At 68.8% G+C, this 17,664-nt stretch carries 16 protein-coding genes and 1 pseudogene; 7 read left to right on the forward strand and 10 right to left on the reverse strand.

Going from position 1 to position 17,664, the window contains the following annotated elements:
* Positions 1-238: 238 nt before the first annotated feature.
* A complete protein-coding gene (locus K0M70_RS15885) occupies positions 239-739 on the forward strand; it encodes a transposase (RefSeq protein WP_290783705.1) in 501 nt (166 codons plus the stop codon).
* A 137-nt stretch (positions 740-876) separates the two neighbouring features.
* The gene (locus K0M70_RS15890) at positions 877-1,461 is read left to right on the forward strand and encodes a HutD family protein (protein WP_290783707.1); all 585 of its coding nucleotides are present in this window, start codon (positions 877-879) and stop codon (positions 1,459-1,461) included.
* A 4-nt stretch (positions 1,462-1,465) separates the two neighbouring features.
* Here the strand turns inward: K0M70_RS15890 and K0M70_RS15895 are convergent, their stop codons facing one another.
* From K0M70_RS15895 to K0M70_RS15935, 9 genes and pseudogenes are all read right to left on the reverse strand, one after another.
* A complete protein-coding gene (locus K0M70_RS15895) occupies positions 1,466-1,780 on the reverse strand; it encodes a non-heme iron oxygenase ferredoxin subunit (protein ID WP_290783710.1) in 315 nt (104 codons plus the stop codon).
* Entirely contained in the window at positions 1,777-2,301 is a 525-nt protein-coding gene (locus K0M70_RS15900; RefSeq protein ID WP_290783742.1) for a GNAT family N-acetyltransferase, read from the reverse strand. The genes K0M70_RS15895 and K0M70_RS15900 overlap by 4 nt, the downstream gene beginning before the upstream one ends.
* A 103-nt stretch (positions 2,302-2,404) precedes the next feature.
* Positions 2,405-3,643 (reverse strand): cysteine desulfurase, encoded by a 1,239-nt coding sequence (locus K0M70_RS15905; protein ID WP_290783713.1) that lies wholly within the window; start codon positions 3,641-3,643, stop codon positions 2,405-2,407.
* Positions 3,640-4,941 (reverse strand): Fe-S cluster assembly protein SufD, encoded by a 1,302-nt coding sequence (gene sufD / locus K0M70_RS15910; protein WP_290783715.1) that lies wholly within the window; start codon positions 4,939-4,941, stop codon positions 3,640-3,642. Before sufD ends, K0M70_RS15905 begins: the two co-directional genes overlap by 4 nt.
* A 2-nt stretch (positions 4,942-4,943) precedes the next feature.
* A complete protein-coding gene (sufC, locus tag K0M70_RS15915; RefSeq protein WP_290783745.1) occupies positions 4,944-5,708 on the reverse strand; it encodes a Fe-S cluster assembly ATPase SufC in 765 nt (254 codons plus the stop codon).
* A 19-nt stretch (positions 5,709-5,727) separates the two neighbouring features.
* Positions 5,728-6,306, reverse strand: coding sequence for a hypothetical protein (locus K0M70_RS15920; RefSeq protein ID WP_290783717.1), 579 nt, complete (start codon positions 6,304-6,306; stop codon positions 5,728-5,730).
* Positions 6,306-7,748: pseudogene (gene sufB, locus K0M70_RS15925) on the reverse strand (Fe-S cluster assembly protein SufB). Before sufB ends, K0M70_RS15920 begins: the two are co-directional and overlap by 1 nt.
* A gap of 1 nt (position 7,749) precedes the next feature.
* Entirely contained in the window at positions 7,750-8,199 is a 450-nt protein-coding gene (locus K0M70_RS15930) for an SUF system Fe-S cluster assembly regulator (RefSeq protein WP_290783720.1), read from the reverse strand.
* Between the two features lie 87 nt (positions 8,200-8,286).
* Positions 8,287-9,321 carry a VIT1/CCC1 transporter family protein gene (locus K0M70_RS15935; protein ID WP_290783723.1) on the reverse strand — a complete coding sequence of 345 codons (1,035 nt, stop codon included), beginning with the start codon at positions 9,319-9,321 and terminating at the stop codon, positions 8,287-8,289.
* 102 nt (positions 9,322-9,423) lie between these two features.
* Here K0M70_RS15935 and K0M70_RS15940 point away from each other — a divergent pair, with 102 nt between their 5' ends.
* From K0M70_RS15940 to K0M70_RS15960, 5 genes are all read left to right on the forward strand, one after another.
* A complete protein-coding gene (locus tag K0M70_RS15940; protein WP_290783726.1) occupies positions 9,424-9,906 on the forward strand; it encodes an SET domain-containing protein-lysine N-methyltransferase in 483 nt (160 codons plus the stop codon).
* 103 nt (positions 9,907-10,009) lie between these two features.
* A complete protein-coding gene (locus K0M70_RS15945; RefSeq protein ID WP_290783729.1) occupies positions 10,010-12,244 on the forward strand; it encodes a DUF5916 domain-containing protein in 2,235 nt (744 codons plus the stop codon).
* Positions 12,245-12,349: 105 nt separating this feature from the next.
* Positions 12,350-12,919: a GbsR/MarR family transcriptional regulator gene (locus tag K0M70_RS15950; RefSeq protein ID WP_290783732.1), complete on the forward strand. Its 570-nt coding sequence runs from the start codon at positions 12,350-12,352 to the stop codon at positions 12,917-12,919.
* On the forward strand, positions 12,916-14,259 hold the full coding sequence (locus K0M70_RS15955; protein ID WP_290783735.1) for a cytochrome ubiquinol oxidase subunit I: 1,344 nt from the start codon (positions 12,916-12,918) through the stop codon (positions 14,257-14,259). The genes K0M70_RS15950 and K0M70_RS15955 overlap by 4 nt, the downstream gene beginning before the upstream one ends.
* 1 nt (position 14,260) lies before the next feature.
* Complete coding sequence (locus tag K0M70_RS15960; RefSeq protein ID WP_290783736.1) at positions 14,261-15,253, forward strand: cytochrome d ubiquinol oxidase subunit II; 993 nt, start codon at positions 14,261-14,263, stop codon at positions 15,251-15,253.
* Between the two features lie 33 nt (positions 15,254-15,286).
* Here the strand turns inward: K0M70_RS15960 and fusA are convergent, their stop codons facing one another.
* Entirely contained in the window at positions 15,287-17,323 is a 2,037-nt protein-coding gene (gene fusA, locus K0M70_RS15965; RefSeq protein ID WP_290783739.1) for an elongation factor G, read from the reverse strand.
* Between the last annotated feature and the right edge of the window lie 341 nt (positions 17,324-17,664).

Below are 17,664 nucleotides of genomic sequence, written 5' to 3' on the forward strand. Positions count from 1 at the left end.
CGGAGGCGGGTTACAAGCCCGCCTACGTGGGGGCGTTGGTTAGGGCATGCGGCCTGTCCCCCATCTCGCTCACCCGCTATCCAAAAAATTTTGGTGGGGGCGCCGGGCCCCCGGCGCCCGCCGCGGCGGCCAAGCCCAAGCCCAAGGCCCCGGCGCCGGCATCCAACTGAACCGGCACGCCCGACGCGACGGCCCGGCTCCGGCCGGGCTCTTTCCCCCGACCCTGCCGAGGACTCCGATGCCTGCGACCCTGCCGGCGGGCAAGCCGCCGCCGCCCAGCCTGCGCGCCCAGCGCCTGGCCAAGCGCTCCATCCCCGGCCAGACCTACGTACTGACCCTGCCGACCCTGTACCGGCGTCCCGTGTTCCGCGACGATGAAGCCGCACGCGCCGTCTGCCGCATCCACACCGCCCACTGGCCATGGCGTGATTCCAGCGTCAGTGCCTGGGTGCTGATGCCCGACCACTGGCACGGCCTGGTGACCCTGGGCGAGCGCGACACGCTGTCCACCTTGGTGGGGCGCTTCAAGGCCATCACGTCGCGTGCCGTGGATGATCGTCACTTGGTAAACGGCTGGCTGTGGGGTCGGGGCTTCAGCGATCGGCTGCTGCCGGCGGGGGAGGACCTGCTGCAGGCGGCGCGTTACCTGGTGGCCAATCCGCTTCGTGCAGGGCTGGTGGGGCGCTTGGGTGACTACCCGTATTGGAATGCGGCCTGGCTTGAACCGGCCGAACACTGATCCAGCGGCCACGGAGCCTGCGCTAGACTTGGGGCCATGATGCTTCCGTCCCTCCACGCAGGCGATCGCCTCTGCTCCCGTCGCGCGCCGCTGGGCGCGGCGCAGCGCGAAGCTTGCGCCGCGGCAGCGGTGGCCTGATGCGCATCCTCCACCTGCCGGCCCATGAATACCGGCGCGAGCGCTGGCGCAACGAGTGCGGATGGACGCGGGAAATCCACCGCCATCCCGAGGGCGCCGACGGCTGGCAGTGGCGGGCTTCGATCGCCGAGGTCGACCAGGATGCGCCGTTCTCCGCTTTTCCCGGCTGCGACCGGGAGCTGGTGCTGCTGGCCGGTGAGGGCATGCACCTGGACTTCGAAGACGGCCAGACGGCAACGCTCAAGCCGCCGCATGAGCGCATCCGCTTCAGCGGCGATCGCCCGCTGGCCGCCCGGCTGGTGGACGGCCCAACGCACGATTTCAATCTGATCTGGCGCCGTAACGAAGTGCAGGTGACGCTGCTGCACCGGCCGCTCGTGGGCGCGATGGTGTTCTTCGCCGAGCCCGGCACCACCTGGCTGATCTACCTGATCCAGGGCCAGGCGCATTTCAAGGACCTCGCCCGCCCGCTGCGGCTGGACCAGGGCGACAGCGTGCTGCTGCTGCCCGACGCCGACAGCCCTTCGCGGCGCATCATCGACGGTGGCGGGGAATTGCTGCTGGCCAAGATCAGCCCGGCCTGAACGCTCAGCGGTCGTCGCGGGTCCAGACGGCGCCTTCCTCGACCTTTACCGGAAAGCGCGGCACCGGGGCATAGGCGGGTGCACACAGGGCGTGGCCCGTGCGCAGGTCGAAGCGCGCGCCGTGCAGGGTGCATTCGATCTGCCCGCCTTCGATCGCGCCGGCGCTGAGTTCGAAGTCCTCATGGCTGCATTTGTCCTCCAGCGCATACAGCTCACCGTCCAGGTTCACCACCAGGATGGGCGTGTCGCCGTCCCAGGCCACCCTGGATTCGCCCGGCAGCAGTTCGCTGGTGTCGCATACCCGCACCCAGCTGCTCACAGGGTTTTCTCCAGCACTTCAAAGCGCAGGTCGCTGCGCCGGGGCAGGCCGAAGCGCTCGTCGCCGTAGGGGAAGGGTTTCTTGATGCCGGTGCGGCGATAGCCGCGGCGCTCGTAGTACGCGATCAGCTCCTCGCGCACGTCAATCACGGTCATACGCAAGATCGGCAGGCTGAAGCGCTCGCGCACGATCCGTTCGGCCTCGGCCAGCACCTGCTTGCCGATGCCGGCGCGCTGCAGCCCGGGCACCACGGAGAACATGCCGAAATAGCCGAAGCCCTCTTCGTCGGCCACGTGCGCGCAGGCCATCAGTTTGCCGCCGCGCTCGGCCAGGAGCAGCTGGCTGCGCGGCCGGTCGATGCAGGCCTGCACGTCGTCGGGCCCGGTACGCCGGCCGTCCAGCAGGTCGGCCTCGGTGGTCCAGCCGGTGCGGCTGGCGTCGCCGCGATAGGCCGACTCCACCAGGGCCACGACGGCATCAACGTCGCGCGACGTGGCGGCGCGGAATTCCAGCGGCGGCAACCAACTCATACCCACAGACTCCATTGCGGAAAATGCACCCGGTACATTTTCTCATCGGGGATGAAAATCTACCGGATTGAGAATGTACCGGGTACCTGGTGGGTCAGGCCAGCAGGGTGCGGGCTTTTTCTATCGCGGTGCCGAGGCGGTCGATTTCGGCGTGGGTGTTGTAGAAGGCCAGGGACGCGCGGCAGGTGGCCGGCACGCCGAAGTGGGCCATCAGGGGGTGCGCGCAGTGGTGGCCGGAACGCACGGCCACGCCTTCCAGGTCCAGCAGCGTGGCCAGGTCGTGCGCATGCGCGCCGTCCACCAGGAAGCTGATGACAGCGGCCTTGCCCGGAGCGGTGCCGACGATGCGCAGGCCGGGGATCGCCGACAGGCGCTCCTCGGCCAGCCGCAGCAAGGCCTGTTCGCGGGCTTCGATGTCGGCCATTCCGATGCCCGACAGATAGTCCACGGCGGCACCCAGGCCGATCACGCCGGCGATGTTGGGCGTGCCGGCCTCGAACTTGTGCGGCGGGTCGTTGTAGACCGTCTTGTCGAAACGAACCTCACGGATCATCTCGCCGCCGCCCAGGAACGGCGGCATTTCGCGCAGGTGCTGCCGGCGCGCCCAGAGCCCGCCGGTGCCGGTGGGGCCCAGCATCTTGTGGCCGGTGAAGGCGTAGAAATCGCAGCCCAGCGCCGGGATGTCCACCGCGCGGTGCGGCAGCGCCTGCGAACCGTCCACCACGGTGACGATGCCGCGCTTGCGCGCTTCGCGGCAGATGGCCGCCACCGGGTTCACGGTGCCCAGCACGTTGGAGACATGGGTGAACGCGAGCAGCTTCACGTCCGCGGTCATCTTCGCGTGCAGGTCGTCAAGGTCCAGCTCGCCGGTGGGCGTGATGCCGACGACGCGAATGCTGGCGCCGGTGCGCTCGGCCACCAGCTGCCAGGGCACTATGTTGGCGTGGTGCTCCATCAGGGTGAGCAGGATGACGTCGCCGGCTTTGAGCCGCGGCATGGCCCAGCTGTAGGCCACCAGGTTGATGGCGAAGGTGGTGCCCGAAGTGAGCACCAGCTCGTCCGCCGGCACGTTGATGAAGGCGGCCAGGGTCCGGCGCGCGCCCTCGTAGGCCTCGGTGGCCTCGCTGCCCAGCGTATGCACGGCGCGCGAAACGTTGGCGTTGTGTTCGCGATAGAACTCGTCCATCGCACGCACCACCGCCTGCGGTTTCTGCGAGGTGTTGGCCGAGTCCAGGTAAACCAGCGGCTTGCCGTGCACCTGGCGCGTGAGCACCGGGAAGTCGGCGCGGATGCGCAGCCAGTCGGGACGGGTTGCCGTATCGGTCCCGGTCATGCGCCCAGCTCCTTGCGGTCGAGGCGCTGGGTGACCAGCGCGCCCAGGGCGTCGGCCAGGGTGGCGTCGCCCAGCACCGACAGCGGCTCGCGCAGGAAGGCCTGGATCAGCAGGCTGCGCGCCTGCGCCAGGCCGATGCCGCGGCTGCGCAGGTAGAACAGTGCGGTTTCGTCCAGCCGGCCAACGGTGGCGCCATGCGCCGCCTTCACTTCGTCGGCGTGGATCACCAGCACCGGCTGTGAGTCGATCTCGGCGCTGTCGGACAGCAGCAGGTTCTTGTTCGACAGTGCCGCGTCGCTGCCGTCGGCACCGGCATGGATGGTGATGCCGCCGTGGAATACGGCACGCCCGCGCTGGTCGGCCAGGCCGCGCCAGGGCAGCTCGCAGCGCGTGTTCCTGGCCTGGTGCTGTACGCCCAGACGAGTGTCGAGGTGGCGCCGGCCGTCGGCCAGCAGCATGCCGCCGGCGATGGCCGCGGCGCCTTCCCCCTGCAGCGAAATGTTGAGTTCGTGCCGCGACAGGCCGGCGCCCAGCTCCAGGTCCACCCGGCGGTACTCGCTGTTGGACGCCAGCACGGCGTCGGTGCGGGCGAACAGGGTGGCGCCGATGCTTTCGTCCTGCAGGCGGGCATGCACCAGGCGTGCGCCGCCGGCCAGGTGCACGTGCAGCAGGTGGTTGGCGAGATGGCGATGCTCGCCCTGGCCCAGGTGGTGTTCGACCAGGGTGAGCGAGGCATCCTTGCGCAGCTCCACCAGATGGCGCAGGTGCATGGCGATGTCGCCGTCGGCGGACGCCCCCACGAAAACCAGGTGCACCGGTGCCGGCACCGCGACGCCCTGCGCCACCAGCAGCAGCGCACCGTCGGTAGCCAGGGCGCCGTTCATGCGTGCGAACAGTTCATCGGGGCGGTCGAAGCGTCGGCCCAGCACGGCCACCGCGCGGGCATCGTCCCCCGCCAGCGCCTGCGACAGCGGCTGCAGATGGACGCCTTCGGGCAGTCCGCCAAGCTGCGACAACGCGGCGTCGAAGCGGCCGTTCACCAGCACCAGGCGGGGCGCCGGGATGGCGGCCAGGGCAGCGGCGTCCACCGCGGCCAAGTCGTTGGCGGAGCCGAAGCGGCGCGCCGACAGCGCGCGCAGCGAGGTGTACTTCCAGGCCTCGCTGCGCGGGCCGGGCAGGCCGTCGGCCATGACGGCGGCGAGGGCGGAGCGCCGCGGCGCACCCAGGCCCTGGGCTTCCACCAGGGCAGGCGGCAGGGCGTCGAAGCCCGAACTCATCGATTCCAGCAGGGCGCTCATGGTCAGGCCGACGCCCCCGGTGCGATCCGGTCCTTCACCCACGAATAGCCGTGCGCTTCGAGCTCCAGCGCCAGCTCCGGGCCGCCGCTCTCGACGATGCGGCCTTCGGCCAGCACGTGCACCACATCGGGCTTGATGTAGTCGAGCAGGCGCTGGTAGTGCGTGATCACGATGAAGGCGCGGTCCGGCGAGCGCATCAGGTTCACCCCGTCGGCCACGGCCTTGAGCGCGTCGATGTCCAGGCCCGAATCGGTTTCGTCCAGGATGGCCAGCCTGGGCTCCAGCAGCGCGAGCTGGAAGATCTCGTTGCGCTTCTTCTCGCCGCCGCTGAAGCCTTCGTTCACGGCGCGGTGCAGCAGTTCGTCCTTGAGGTCGAGCACGGCCAGCTTTTCGCGCACGCGCTTGAGGAACTGCATCGAGTCGAGCTCGGGCTCGCCCCGCGCCTTGCGCTGGGCATTGAGCGCGGTGCGCAGGAAGTAGGTGTTGTTCACGCCCGGGATTTCCACCGGGTACTGGAAGGCCAGGAACACGCCGGCGGCAGCGCGCTCTTCGGGCTCAAGCGCCAGCAGGTCTGCGCCCTCGAGCTGCACCGTGCCTTCGACCACCTCGTAGCCGTCGCGGCCGGCGATGATGTTGCCCAGCGTGGACTTGCCCGCACCGTTGGGACCCATGATGGCGTGCACTTCGCCCGCTTTCACCTCGAGCGAAAGGCCCTTGAGGATGTCCTTGCCGGCGACGCGGGCGTGGAGGTTGTGGATCTTGAGCATGGTGGTTTCCATTGGGGAATCAGGGCGTCGCGGCAGAGTCGGTGGGGCAGCCTGCTTCCCAGGCCAGGTTCAGCGGGCGGCCGGCGACGTCGGTGGTCTGGTAGCAGTTCACCAGGGACATGTCGCTGAAGCTGGGCAGCGCTTCGGGGCAGGCAACGTATCGGGCGTTGGCTTCAAGGTTGGAGGCCAGCGGCACGGCCACCGCCACTTCGCCCGTGGGCGTGGTGCGGAACGGGCCCGCGTCGCCGCCCGGGCTGGCGCCGAAGAAAAGGTCGTCGCCCGAGATCGCCAGGATCTCGCTGGAATAGGACTTGGCCCAGCGTTTGATTTCCCCTCCGTCCTGGTCGTACTGCACCACCAGGTCTGGAAGGATCAGGTCGTCGTCGATCGGGATGCGCGACACGCGGGCAATCGCGACCATGCCGCAGTCGGCCTGGGCATAGTCGGCGATGCGCGCGTCGCGCGCCTGCAGGTCGCTGACGAAGAACGCGAACGTGTGCAGCGGGGCGTCCGATGCCGGCGCCGGGGTTGCGGCCGGCTCGGGCGCACAGCCCGCCAGCAGCAGGGGAAACGCCAGCAGTGAAAGGATCGGCCGCATCAGCCCACCGCCCCTTCCAGCGACACTTCCAGCAGCTTCTTGGCTTCCACCGCGAACTCCATCGGCAGCTCCTTGAAGACCTGCTTGCAGAAGCCGTCGACGATCATCGAAACCGCGTCTTCCTGGCTGATGCCGCGGCTGCGGCAGTAGAACATCTGGTCGTCGCTGATCTTGGACGTGGTGGCCTCGTGCTCCACGGTGGCGGTCGGGTGCTTGACCTCGATATAGGGGAACGTGTGCGCACCGCAGTGCTTGCCGATCAGCAGGCTGTCGCACTGGGTGTAGTTGCGGGCGCCGGCGGCGGTTTTTTACATCTTAACCAGGCCGCGGTAGGTGTTATGGCCGCGGCCGGCGCGGATGGCCTTGGAAATGATCTTGGACTTGGTGCGCGCGCCCAGGTGGATCATCTTGGTGCCGGTGTCGGCCTGCTGGCGGTGGTGGGTGAGCGCCACCGAATAGAACTCGCCCACCGAGTCGTCGCCCTTGAGCACGCAGCTGGGGTACTTCCAGGTGATGGCCGAACCGGTTTCAACCTGGGTCCAGGAAATCTTGGCGCGGTCGCCGCGGCATTCGCCGCGCTTGGTGACGAAGTTGTAGATGCCGCCGACGCCGTTCTCGTCGCCGGGGTACCAGTTCTGCACCGTGGAGTACTTGATCTCGGCGTCTTCCAGCGCCACCAGCTCCACCACCGCGGCGTGCAGCTGGTTCTCGTCGCGCTGGGGCGCGGTGCAGCCCTCGAGGTAGGACACGTGGCCCTTGTCCTCGCAGATGATCAGCGTGCGCTCGAACTGGCCGGTGTGGCCGGCGTTGATGCGGAAGTAGGTGCTGAGCTCCATCGGGCAGCGCACGCCCTTGGGAATGAACACGAACGACCCGTCGGAGAACACGGCCGAGTTCAGCGCCGCGAAATAGTTGTCGCCGGTCGGCACCACGCTGCCCAGGTACTGGCGCACCAGCTCGGGGTGGTCCTTGATGGCTTCGGACATCGAGCAGAAGATGACGCCCTTCTCGGCCAGCTCCTTGCGGAACGTGGTGCCCACCGACACCGAGTCGAACACCGCGTCCACCGCCACGCCCGCCAGCCTGGCGCGCTCATGCAGGGGCACGCCCAGCTTGTCGTACGTGTCCAGCAGTTCCTGCGGCACGTCGGCCAGCGACTGGTACTTGGGGCCCTTGGGCGCGCTGTAGTAGCTCAGGCCCTGCAGGTCGATCGGGGCGATGTCGAGCTTGGCCCACTCGGGCACCGGCATGGTGAGGAAGTGCCGGTAGGCCGCCAGGCGCCAGTCGGTCATCCACTCGGGCTCTTCCTTCTTGGCCGAGAGCGCGCGGATCATGTCCTCGCTCAGGCCCGGCGCAAAGGTGTCGGATTCGATGTCGGTGATGAAGCCGGCGTCGTAACGGCGCGACAGCTTTTCGACGATTTCTGCATTCTGGATGGCCATGTCAGCCTCTTGCCGCAGACAGCTGCAGCGGTATGGATTTTCGGGATGCGGCGCGCGGCAGCATGTCGGCCAGCGTCACGCCGCCCAGGGCGTCGGCGATCACATCGTTGATGCGGCGCCAGTGCACCTGCACGCCGCAGTGCGATTCGTGTTCGCAGGTGGAATGGTCACTTGAGCACTCGGTCATGCCGAGCCGGCCTTCGATGGCCTCCACGATCGCGATCAGCGGGATCTGCGCCGCGGGGCGGGCCAGGCGGTAGCCGCCGCTGGCGCCGCGGAAGCCTTCCACCAGGCCGGCGTGCGACAGCGGCTTGAGCACCTTGGCCACGGTGGTGGGCTCCAGGCGGGCCCGCTCTGCCAGCTCGGCGGTGCTGTGCACGCGGGTGGGATCGCTGGCAAGGGCGGCCAGGACCACGGTGGCGTAATCAGTGAGCTTGGTGACGCGGAGCATGGCGTCGGCCTGGCGGGAGTGAATCAGGACCGAAATTGTACTATTAATTTTCGCCGCGGCCATGGACGGCGCGTGAACGCCGCGCCGTCAGCCCACGTCCACCCCTATCAGCGCGCCGATGGCGAACACCGTGGCGCCCGCCGCCGCGCCGATCGACAGCATGCGCAGCCCGCCCATCCAGGGGTTGCGGCCGGTGAACAGGCTCATTGCGCTGCCGGTGCCGAACAGGCCCGCGGCGGCCAGCGCGGTGCCGAAATAGGCGGCGTGGGGCAGGGCGCTGCCCATGAAGAACGGCACCAGCGGCACCAGGGCGCCCACGGTGAACGCGCAGAAGGAGAACACCGCTGCCCCCACGGGCGACCCCAGGTCGTCCGGGTTCAGGCCCAGCTCTTCCCGGGCCAGAACGTCCAGCGCCTGCTTGGGGTTGCCAACCAGCTGGGTGGCGAAGGCGCGCGCCTGGTCGGGGTCCATGCCGCGGGCAATGTAGATCAGGGCGAGCTCTTCGGCCTCGGCCTCCGGGTACTTTTCCAGTTCGTCCGCTTCCAGCCCGATCTGGTACTCGAACATCTCGCGCTGCGACCGCACCGACACGTATTCGCCTGCGGCCATCGACAGCGCGCCCGCCAGCAGGCCGGCGATGCCGGTGGCCAGCACCGTGCCGGTGGACGCGCTGGCGCCCACCACGCCCAGGATCAGGCTGGCATTGGACACCAGTCCGTCGTTGACGCCGAAGATGGCGGCGCGCAGGTTGCCGCCACCCACGGATTTGTGGCCCACGCCGATCTGGGCCAGGTCGGTGGGCAGCAGGTGGCCCGACAGCGCCGCGGTATAGGCCGACAGCCCGCGAATTTTCAGTGCGGCCAGGGCGGGGCGGACGCGGCGCGGGCCGAGGCGGCGCGCCAGCCCGGCCACGATCCGGGCGCGCCTCTCGGGCAAGAACGCCGCGGGAACGGGCGCGCCGGCTTTGGCGGCCGTGTCGGCCCAGGTGAGCGCCTGCGATTCGGCCGCGTCGGCCAGGGATGCAAACAGGGTGGCGATGCGCGAATCGGGCTCGGCCTTGGCCAGGGCGCGGTAAAGCCATGCCGACTGTTTCTCTTCGCGCCAGCTGTTGATCGCATCCATGGGCCGCTCCAGGCTGAAGACGTGAGCTTACGCCCCAAAGCCAGGCTGCACGTTGGCCGGCAATGCGGGACAATGCCGGCCGTCCCCTGCTCCGGATCCGCCATGCCCAAGAAGATCGAAGCCCGCCAGTCCGCCATCCACGGCAACGGCGTCTTCGCCAGCGCGCCCCTCAAGAAGGGCGAGCGCGTCATCCGCTACAAGGGCCTGCTGCGCACGCACGGCGAAGTGGACCGCGTCTACGCCGAGGAACCCGATACCGGCCACACCTTCCTGTTCACGCTCAACGACAAGTACGTGATCGACGCCAACGTGGACGGCAACGACGCGCGCTGGCTCAACCACAGCTGCGACCCGAACTGCGAAGCCACGTGGCTTGAGGACGGCAAGAAGAAGCGCAAGGACAAGATCTTCATCGAGGCCATGCGCGACATCGCGCCGGGCGAGGAGTTGACCTACAACTACGGCATCGTCCTGGCCGAAGCCCACACCGCCAAGCTCAAGAAGCTCTGGGCCTGCCGCTGCGGTGCCAAGCACTGCACGGGCACCATGCTGCAGCCCAAGCCGCGGGCCAAGAAGGCGCGCTGAACCCCGGATGCCGCGGGCTGGCAAAGCGTCGCCATGACCAATGACCCTCGGCGGCCCGGCAGGCAGCGCCCACACTGCGCGCCTGTCTGTCGTCTGGTCACGCATGAACCCTTTCGCTTTCCTCCTGCTGCCGCTGTGCCTGGCGGCGGCCTCCGCCGATGCAATTGAAGTAGACGGGCGCATCGACCCGGCCGAGTGGCAGGGCGCGCGCCACATCACCGATTTCGTGCTGGTGCAGCCAATGACCGGCAGCCCCGCGACGCTTCGCACCGAGGCCTGGATCCTGGCCACGCCGCAGGGTCTGGCGGTGGCTTTCCGGAACCAGCAGCCGCCCGAGGTGCCGCGCTCCATGCAGCGCACCCGCCGCGACCAGGGCGGCCAGCTGGACCGCGTCAACTTCATGGTGGACTTCGACGGTGACGGCCGCACCGGCTATGACTTCATGGTGACCGTGGCCGGCGGCATCAGCGACGAAGTGATCACCAGCGAGCGCAACTTCAACACCGACTGGGACGGCCACTGGCACCATGCCGTCAGCCAGGACGAGCAGGCGTGGAGCGTGGAAATGCTCATCCCCTGGCACGTGGCGCCGATGGCCAGGCCGGCCGACGGCAAGCGCACGCTGGGCGTGTATTTCGACCGAGTGGTGGGCAGCACCGGCGAGCGTTTCGGCTGGCCCGACATCAGTTTCCAGAACCCACGCTTCCTGTCCGAGTTCACGCGGATCGAGGTCCCGCTTTACGAGCAGGCGCTGCTGGCGGTGACGCCTTACGCGGTGGCCGTGGAGGACATCGCCCAGGGCGCCACGTCGTTCGACGCGGGCGCCGACGTGTTCTGGAAGCCCAACGGCCAGTTCCAGCTGTCGGGCACGCTCAATCCGGACTTCGGCCAGGTCGAGAGTGACGACCTGGTGGTGAACTTCGGCGCGGTGGAAACTTTCTTCGGCGACAAGCGGCCGTTCTTCACCGAGAACCAGGGCTTGTTCGACCTGCCGTTCGGCGCCGGCAACAGCCGGCTCCTTTACACGCGGCGCATCGGCGGCACCACCGACGACCGCCAGGGTGCCGGCGACGTGCAGGCGGCCATCAAGCTCAACGGCAGCCTCGGCCAGGTTCGCTATGGGCTGCTGGCCGCCGCCGAGGCCGACGAGGTGGGCCGTGATTTCTTCGCGCTGCGCGCCACCCGTGACTTCGGCGTCCAGGACCTGGGCGGCATGGTGACCCGCGTCGACAGCCCGTTCCGCGACCGTCGCGCCACCGTTTACGCCGTGGACCACCTGTGGACGCCGGGCGCGGCCTGGAACATCCGGTCGGTGCTGGTGGCGTCCAGCGTCGAGCAGGCCGGTGAACGCACCGACGACAGCGGCCTGCAGCTGCGTGTCGACCAGGCGCTGGGCAACGGCTGGCGGCAGCAGGCGTGGTTCCTGCACTCGGGCGACCAGCTGCAGCTCAATGACATCGGTTTCCTGGACCGCAACAACTTCAACTACCTGCGCTACGAGCTGGCGCGCCGTCGCTCGGACCCGCCGTCGGGTTCGGCCTATGCGTCGCACGACTGGCGCGGTGCCGCGTCCCTGCGCCGCAATGACCAGGGGCTGCGCATCACCGAGGCCGTGGCGCTCCAGCGTTTCAGCGAGCGCCGCGATGGCGGCAATGAGTTCTTCGACGTCGCGGTGTTCACCCCCGGCAACGACGACCTGATCACGCGCGGCAATGGCGCCGTGGCGGTGCCCGCGAAACTGTCGATGTTCTGGGAGCGTTCGCGGCCGCAGCGGGGCCGCTGGTCCTGGTACGGCAGCCTGCGATCGGCGGGCGAAGGCCTGGACGGGCCGGACGCGCTGAGCCTGGACGTCTTCCTGCAGCCGACCTTGCACCTGAGCGACAGCCTGCTGGTGCAGGCCGGCGTGGGCGTGCAGCACAACCCCGATTGGCTGCTGTGGCGCGGCGCGGACCGACTGGCCAGCTACCGGGCCGACCAGCTGCGCCTGTCGGGCAGCCTGCAGTGGCAGATCGGCAGTCGGCAGGAACTGCGCGTGAAGCTCGAGACCATCGCCCTGGACGCCAGCCTCCGGCAGGCGTGGGTGGTGGGAGCGGGCGGTGAGCCCGTGGGCGTGGCCACGCCGACCGGCACCAGCGACTTCAGCCTGGCCAACCTGGGCTTCCAGGTGCGCTACCGCTACGAGTTGGCGCCGCTGTCGGACCTGTACGTGGTTTACGGCCGCGGCGGGCTGGACAACGAGGACTCAAACCGGTCCCTGGCGGACCTGCTGGGGGACGCGTCGTCGCTGGACGATTCCCAGCAGATCCTGGTCAAGCTCAGCTACCGCTTCGCCAACTGATCCGGCCCCGTGATGGTTCCCTGAACCGGTTTCCGTGCGGGCTTGCCCGGCGGGGCAGCCCCGATATCTAATACTTCAGAAATTACTGAAGTCACAGGTATCCCCATGGACCTCCCACCGCTCAGCCAGTCCTTTGTCCTGCATTTCGGGGAAATGGGCAGCCGCTGGGGCATCAACCGCACCGTCGGCCAGATCTACGCCGTGCTGTTCATCTCGGCCCAGCCGCTTACCGCCGACGAGATCACCGACCGGCTGGGCGTCAGCCGCTCCAACGTCAGCATGGGCCTGAAGGAGCTGTCGTCCTGGCGCCTGGTGCGCCTGAGCCACCAGCCCGGCGACCGCCGTGATTTCTATGCGGCGCCCGAGGACGTCTGGGCCATCTTCAAAACCCTGGCCGAAGAGCGGCAGCGGCGCGAAGTGGACCCCACGCTGTCGATGCTGCGCGATGCCCTGCTGGAGACCCCTGACTCGCCCGAGGAGCGGCACGCCCAGGCCCGCATGCGCGAAATGCACGACCTGATCGAGCAGCTGACCGAGTGGTTCGCCGAGGTCCGCAAGCTCTCGCCTTCCACCCTGGAGAAGCTGATGTCGCTGGGCGCCAAGGCCACCAGCCTGCTGCAGTTCACCGACAAGATGCGGGGCATGGGCGCCGCCAACGAGGAGAAGGCGTCGTGAGCGAGCTCGACCCGGCGATGCTGGCCCGCATCCAGTTCGCGGCCAACATCAGCTTCCACATCCTGTTCCCCACCATCACCATCGCGCTGGGCTGGATACTGCTGTTCTTCAAGCTGCGCTTCCTCAAGACCGGCCAGGACCACTGGCTGCAGGCGTACTACTTCTGGGTGAAGGTGTTCGCGCTGACCTTCGCCATGGGCGTGGTGAGCGGCATCACCATGAGCTTCCAGTTCGGCACCAACTGGCCGGGCTTCATGGAAACGGTGGGCAATATCGCCGGGCCGCTGCTGGCCTATGAGGTGCTGACCGCGTTCTTCCTCGAGGCCAGCTTCCTCGGCATCATGCTGTTTGGCCGCAAGCGCGTGGGCGAGCGCATGCACACCCTGGCCACCGTGCTGGTGGCGGGCGGCACCACGCTTTCGTCGTTCTGGATCCTGGTGCTGAACTCGTGGATGCACACGCCGGTGGGCTTCGAGATGATCAACGGCCAGGCGCATCCCACCGACTGGCTGGCGATCCTGTTCAACCCCAGCCTGCCTTACCGGCTTACGCACATGCTCCTGGCCTCGGGCCTGACCGCCTCCTTCCTGGTCGCGGGCCTGTCGGCCTACCGCTGGCTGCGGCGCGACCGCGGCCCCGACGTGCTGGCCGCGATGCGCACCGGCGTGGCCGTGGCGGCGCTGCTGATCCCGGTGCAGATCTTCGTGGGCGACCTGCATGGCCTGAACACGCTGGAACACCAGCCGGCCAAGGTGGCCGCGATGGAAGGCGTGTGGCAGGACGAGAAGGGTGCCCCGGCGCTGATCTTCGCGATCCCGAACGAAGAAACGCGCAGCAACGATTACGCCATCGGCATCCCCAAGCTGGCCAGCCTGATCCTCACCCATTCGCTGGACGGCGAGATCAAGGGCCTGGATTCGTTCAAGGGTGAACACCCGCCCGTGGCGCCGGTGTTCTGGGCCTTCCGGGTGATGGTGGGCGTGGGCATGACGATGCTGCTGGTGTCGTGGTGGACCGCCTGGCGGCTGCGGAAGAACGCCGAGCCCACGCGCGGCCAGGCGCTGGCGCTCACCGGCATGATGTTCTCGGGCTGGGTGGCGACGCTGGCCGGCTGGTACGTCACCGAGATCGGCCGCCAGCCCTGGCTGGTGACCGGCGTGCTGCGCACCGCCGACGCCATTTCCGACGTGCCGGCGCCGATCATCGGCATCAGCCTGGCGGCCTACCTGCTGATCTACGTTTTCCTGCTGGGCTCTTACGTGGCCGTGCTGCTGTACCTGGCGCGCCACCGCGGCAAGCCCAAGCACAGGCCGGCGGTGGCCGGACTGCAGGAGGTCTGAAATGGAAACCGCACTCCCGGTGATCTTCACCGCGCTGATGGCCTTGGCGATGCTGCTTTACGTGGTGATGGATGGCTACGACCTGGGCGTGGGCATCCTGCTGCGCGGCGTGGACGACGCCGACAAGGACCGCATGATCGCCTCCATCGGCCCGTTCTGGGACGCCAACGAAACCTGGCTGGTGCTGGGCGTCGGCCTGCTGCTGGTGGCCTTCCCGATGGCGCACGGCGTCATCCTGGGGGCGCTGTACCTGCCGGTGGCGGCGATGCTGATTGGCCTGATCCTGCGCGGCGTGGCCTTCGATTTCCGCGTCAAGGCGCGGGCATCGCACAAGCCGCTTTGGAACTTCACGTTCTGGTTCGGCTCGCTGATGGCGTCGTTCGCACAGGGCTTCATGCTGGGCAGCTACATCCTGGGCTTCCGCAACGATGCCGTGGGCCTGGCGTTCGCCACCGCCATCGGCCTGGCGCTGTGCGCGGGCTATGCGCTGCTGGGCGCCGGCTGGCTGGTGCTCAAGGCCGAGGGCGAACTGCGCCAGCGCGCGCTGCGCTGGGCCTACCGCAGCCTCTGGCTGACGGGCGTTGGCATTGCCGCGGTGTCCATCGCCACGCCGTGGGTCAGCCCGCGGATCTTCGAGAAGTGGTTCGAACTGCCGCAGCTGTTCTTCCTGCTGCCGATCCCGGTGGTCACCGCGCTGGTGTTCGCGGCCACCGAAGGCTCGATCCGGCGCCTGCGCAAGGGCCACAGCCAGCGCGACTGGGTGCCGTTCGCGGGCGCGATCATCCTGTTCGTACTGGCCTTCGCGGGCCTGGCGTACAGCCTGTTCCCGTACCTGGTGATCGACCGCATGACCATCTGGGATGCGGCGGCGGCAACGGGCTCACTGAAGATCATGCTGGTGGGCGCGGCGGTGACGCTGCCGATGATCCTCATCTACACCGTGTACGTGTACCGCGTGTTCTGGGGCCGCAGCGCCGAGCTGAGCTATGAGTGACCGCGCCCGGCCCCGGGCTTCCATGGCGTCTGCCTAGTCTTCCGACTCGTGCGGCTGGTAGCTGGCCACCAGCCGGGCCTGCACACCGTCCGGCACGGGCTCGTAGTGGCTGAACTCCAGGTCGTAGCGGCCGCGGCCGGCGGTGACGCCCTTGAGCTCGGCCGCGTAGTCGGTCAGTTCTGACTGCGGCACCTTCGCCCGCACCACGATCTCGCCGTCGCGGCCGGCGTGGGTGCCGTGGATGCGCGCGCGCATGCCCGCCAGCAGGCCCGTGATGTCGCCCATGTGCGAATCGGGCGCCGCCACGGTGAGGTCCACGATCGGTTCGAGCACCTGCGGCCGCGCCCTGGCGACGGCGTCCAGGAAGGCCTTCCTGCCCGCCGCCACGAAGGCCACTTCCTTCGAATCCACCGCGTGGTACTTGCCGTCGTAAACGGTTACGCGCAGGTCCTGGATCGGGTAGCCGGCCACGGCGCCGCCCTGCAGCGCCTGCCGCACGCCTTTTTCCACCGCCGGCAGGAACTGCCCGGGGATGGTGCCGCCCTTCACCGAATCCACGAACTCGAAGCCCGTGCCGCGCGGCAGCGGCTCAACGCGCAGGAACACTTCTCCGAACTGGCCGGCGCCGCCGGTCTGCTTCTTGTGGCGGTGGTGTCCTTCGGCGGGGGCGCCGATGGTTTCGCGGTAGGCAATGCGCGGCGGCCGCGACACCACGTCCACGCCATAGCGGTCCTTGATGCGTTCGATCAGCACGCGCAGGTGCAGTTCGCCCAGGCCGCGCACCACGGTCTGGTTGAGTTCGGCGTCGTGCTCCACCGCATAGCCCGGGTCTTCTTCGGCCAGCTTGTGCAGGGCGGTGGCCAGCTTCTGTTCCTGGCCGCGGGTGGTCGCCTCGATGGCCAGGCCGAACATGGGGTGGGGGAAATCCAGCGGCCGCAGCGCGATGTCGTCCTCGTCGTGGCTGTCGTGCAGCACGGCGTCGAAGTGGATCTCGTCCACTTTGGCCACCGCGGCGATGTCGCCGGGAATCGCGCGGTCCACCTCCACGTGGTCCTTGCCCCTGAGCCGGAACAGGTGGCCGACCTTGAACGGCTTGCGGCCGTCGTCGATGAACAGCTGGCTGTCCCTGCGCACCGTGCCCTGGAACACGCGGAACACGCTGAGCTTGCCGACGAAGGGGTCGTTGACGATCTTGAAGACGTCGGCGATCACGTGCGCCTTGGCGTCGGGAAGCGCAAGCATGGGCTGGCCGTTTTTTTCGAACGGCGGCGGGTTGCCTTCGGCGGGATTGGGCAGCAGTTTTTCGGCCAGGGCCAGCAGCTCGGCCACGCCGGCGCCGGTGCGCGCGGAGGTGAAGCAGATCGGCACCAGGTGGCCTTCGCGCAGGCACTGCTCGAACGCGTCGTGCAGCGCGGCGCCCGACAGGCCGCCTTCCCCGTCTTCCAGGTAGCGCTCCATCACCTGTTCGTTGATCTCCACCACCTGGTCGATGATGTGCTGGTGCGCCTGCGCCACCGGGCCCAGGTCGGAGTCGCCGTCGGTGTTCCAGAAGCAGTCCACCACGCGTCGAGCGCCGTCGGCGGGCAGGTTGATGGGCAGGCATTCGGGTCCGAAGACCTCGCGTAGTTCCTCCACCAGCGCGGCGAGCCTGCCCGGGTCGGCGTCGATGCGGTTCACCACGATGATCCGGCACAGGTTGCGCGCCTTGGCGTAGTCCATCATGCGGCGCGTGCCGTACTCGATGCCGGCACTGGCGTTCACCACGATGGCCGCGGTTTCCACCGCGCACAGCGCCGACAGCGTCGGCCCGCGGAAGTCGGCATAGCCGGGCGTGTCGATCAGGTTCAGGTGCAGGCCTTCGCGGTCGATGGACGCCAGGGCGGTGTTGAGCGAATGGCCGCGCGCCTTTTCCATCGGATCGAAGTCGGACACGGTGGTGCCGCGCTCCAGGCTGCCTGCCGCGGGAATGGCGCCGCCGGCGTGCAGCAGGGCTTCGAACAGGGTGGTTTTTCCGGCGCCGGGGTGGCCTGCCAGGGCCACGTTGCGGATGTGCGCTGTGCTGTACGACATGAGGCCGTCTCTCCCAGGGTGATGGGCGGATAGGCCGTCATGGTCGGCGGCGCAGAGGCGCTGCCAGGTCGTATTCGCGCGACCGCGCGTCGGTCATGGCGGAAGCCCGGCCAGGGCCGGGTGGGGCTAGCCTTTCACCGCGGGGTGCCCGGGTCAACCCCGGCCCGCGGAAAGCGGTTGGGGGCCCCCCCGGCGCGGGGCCCGGGCGTGGGGCCACCCGCGCCCCATTCCCCCCAACCCCCCCCCCCCCCCCCACCCTCAAAACGGCCGCCGCCACGCCGACCGGAGCGACCCGCAGGGGCCGGGCCTGGCCGCCACCGCGGCCCGCGCCGCGCGGGCCG

It is taken from the genome of Arenimonas sp. (assembly GCF_019459675.1).
Classification (GTDB): domain Bacteria; phylum Pseudomonadota; class Gammaproteobacteria; order Xanthomonadales; family Xanthomonadaceae; genus Arenimonas.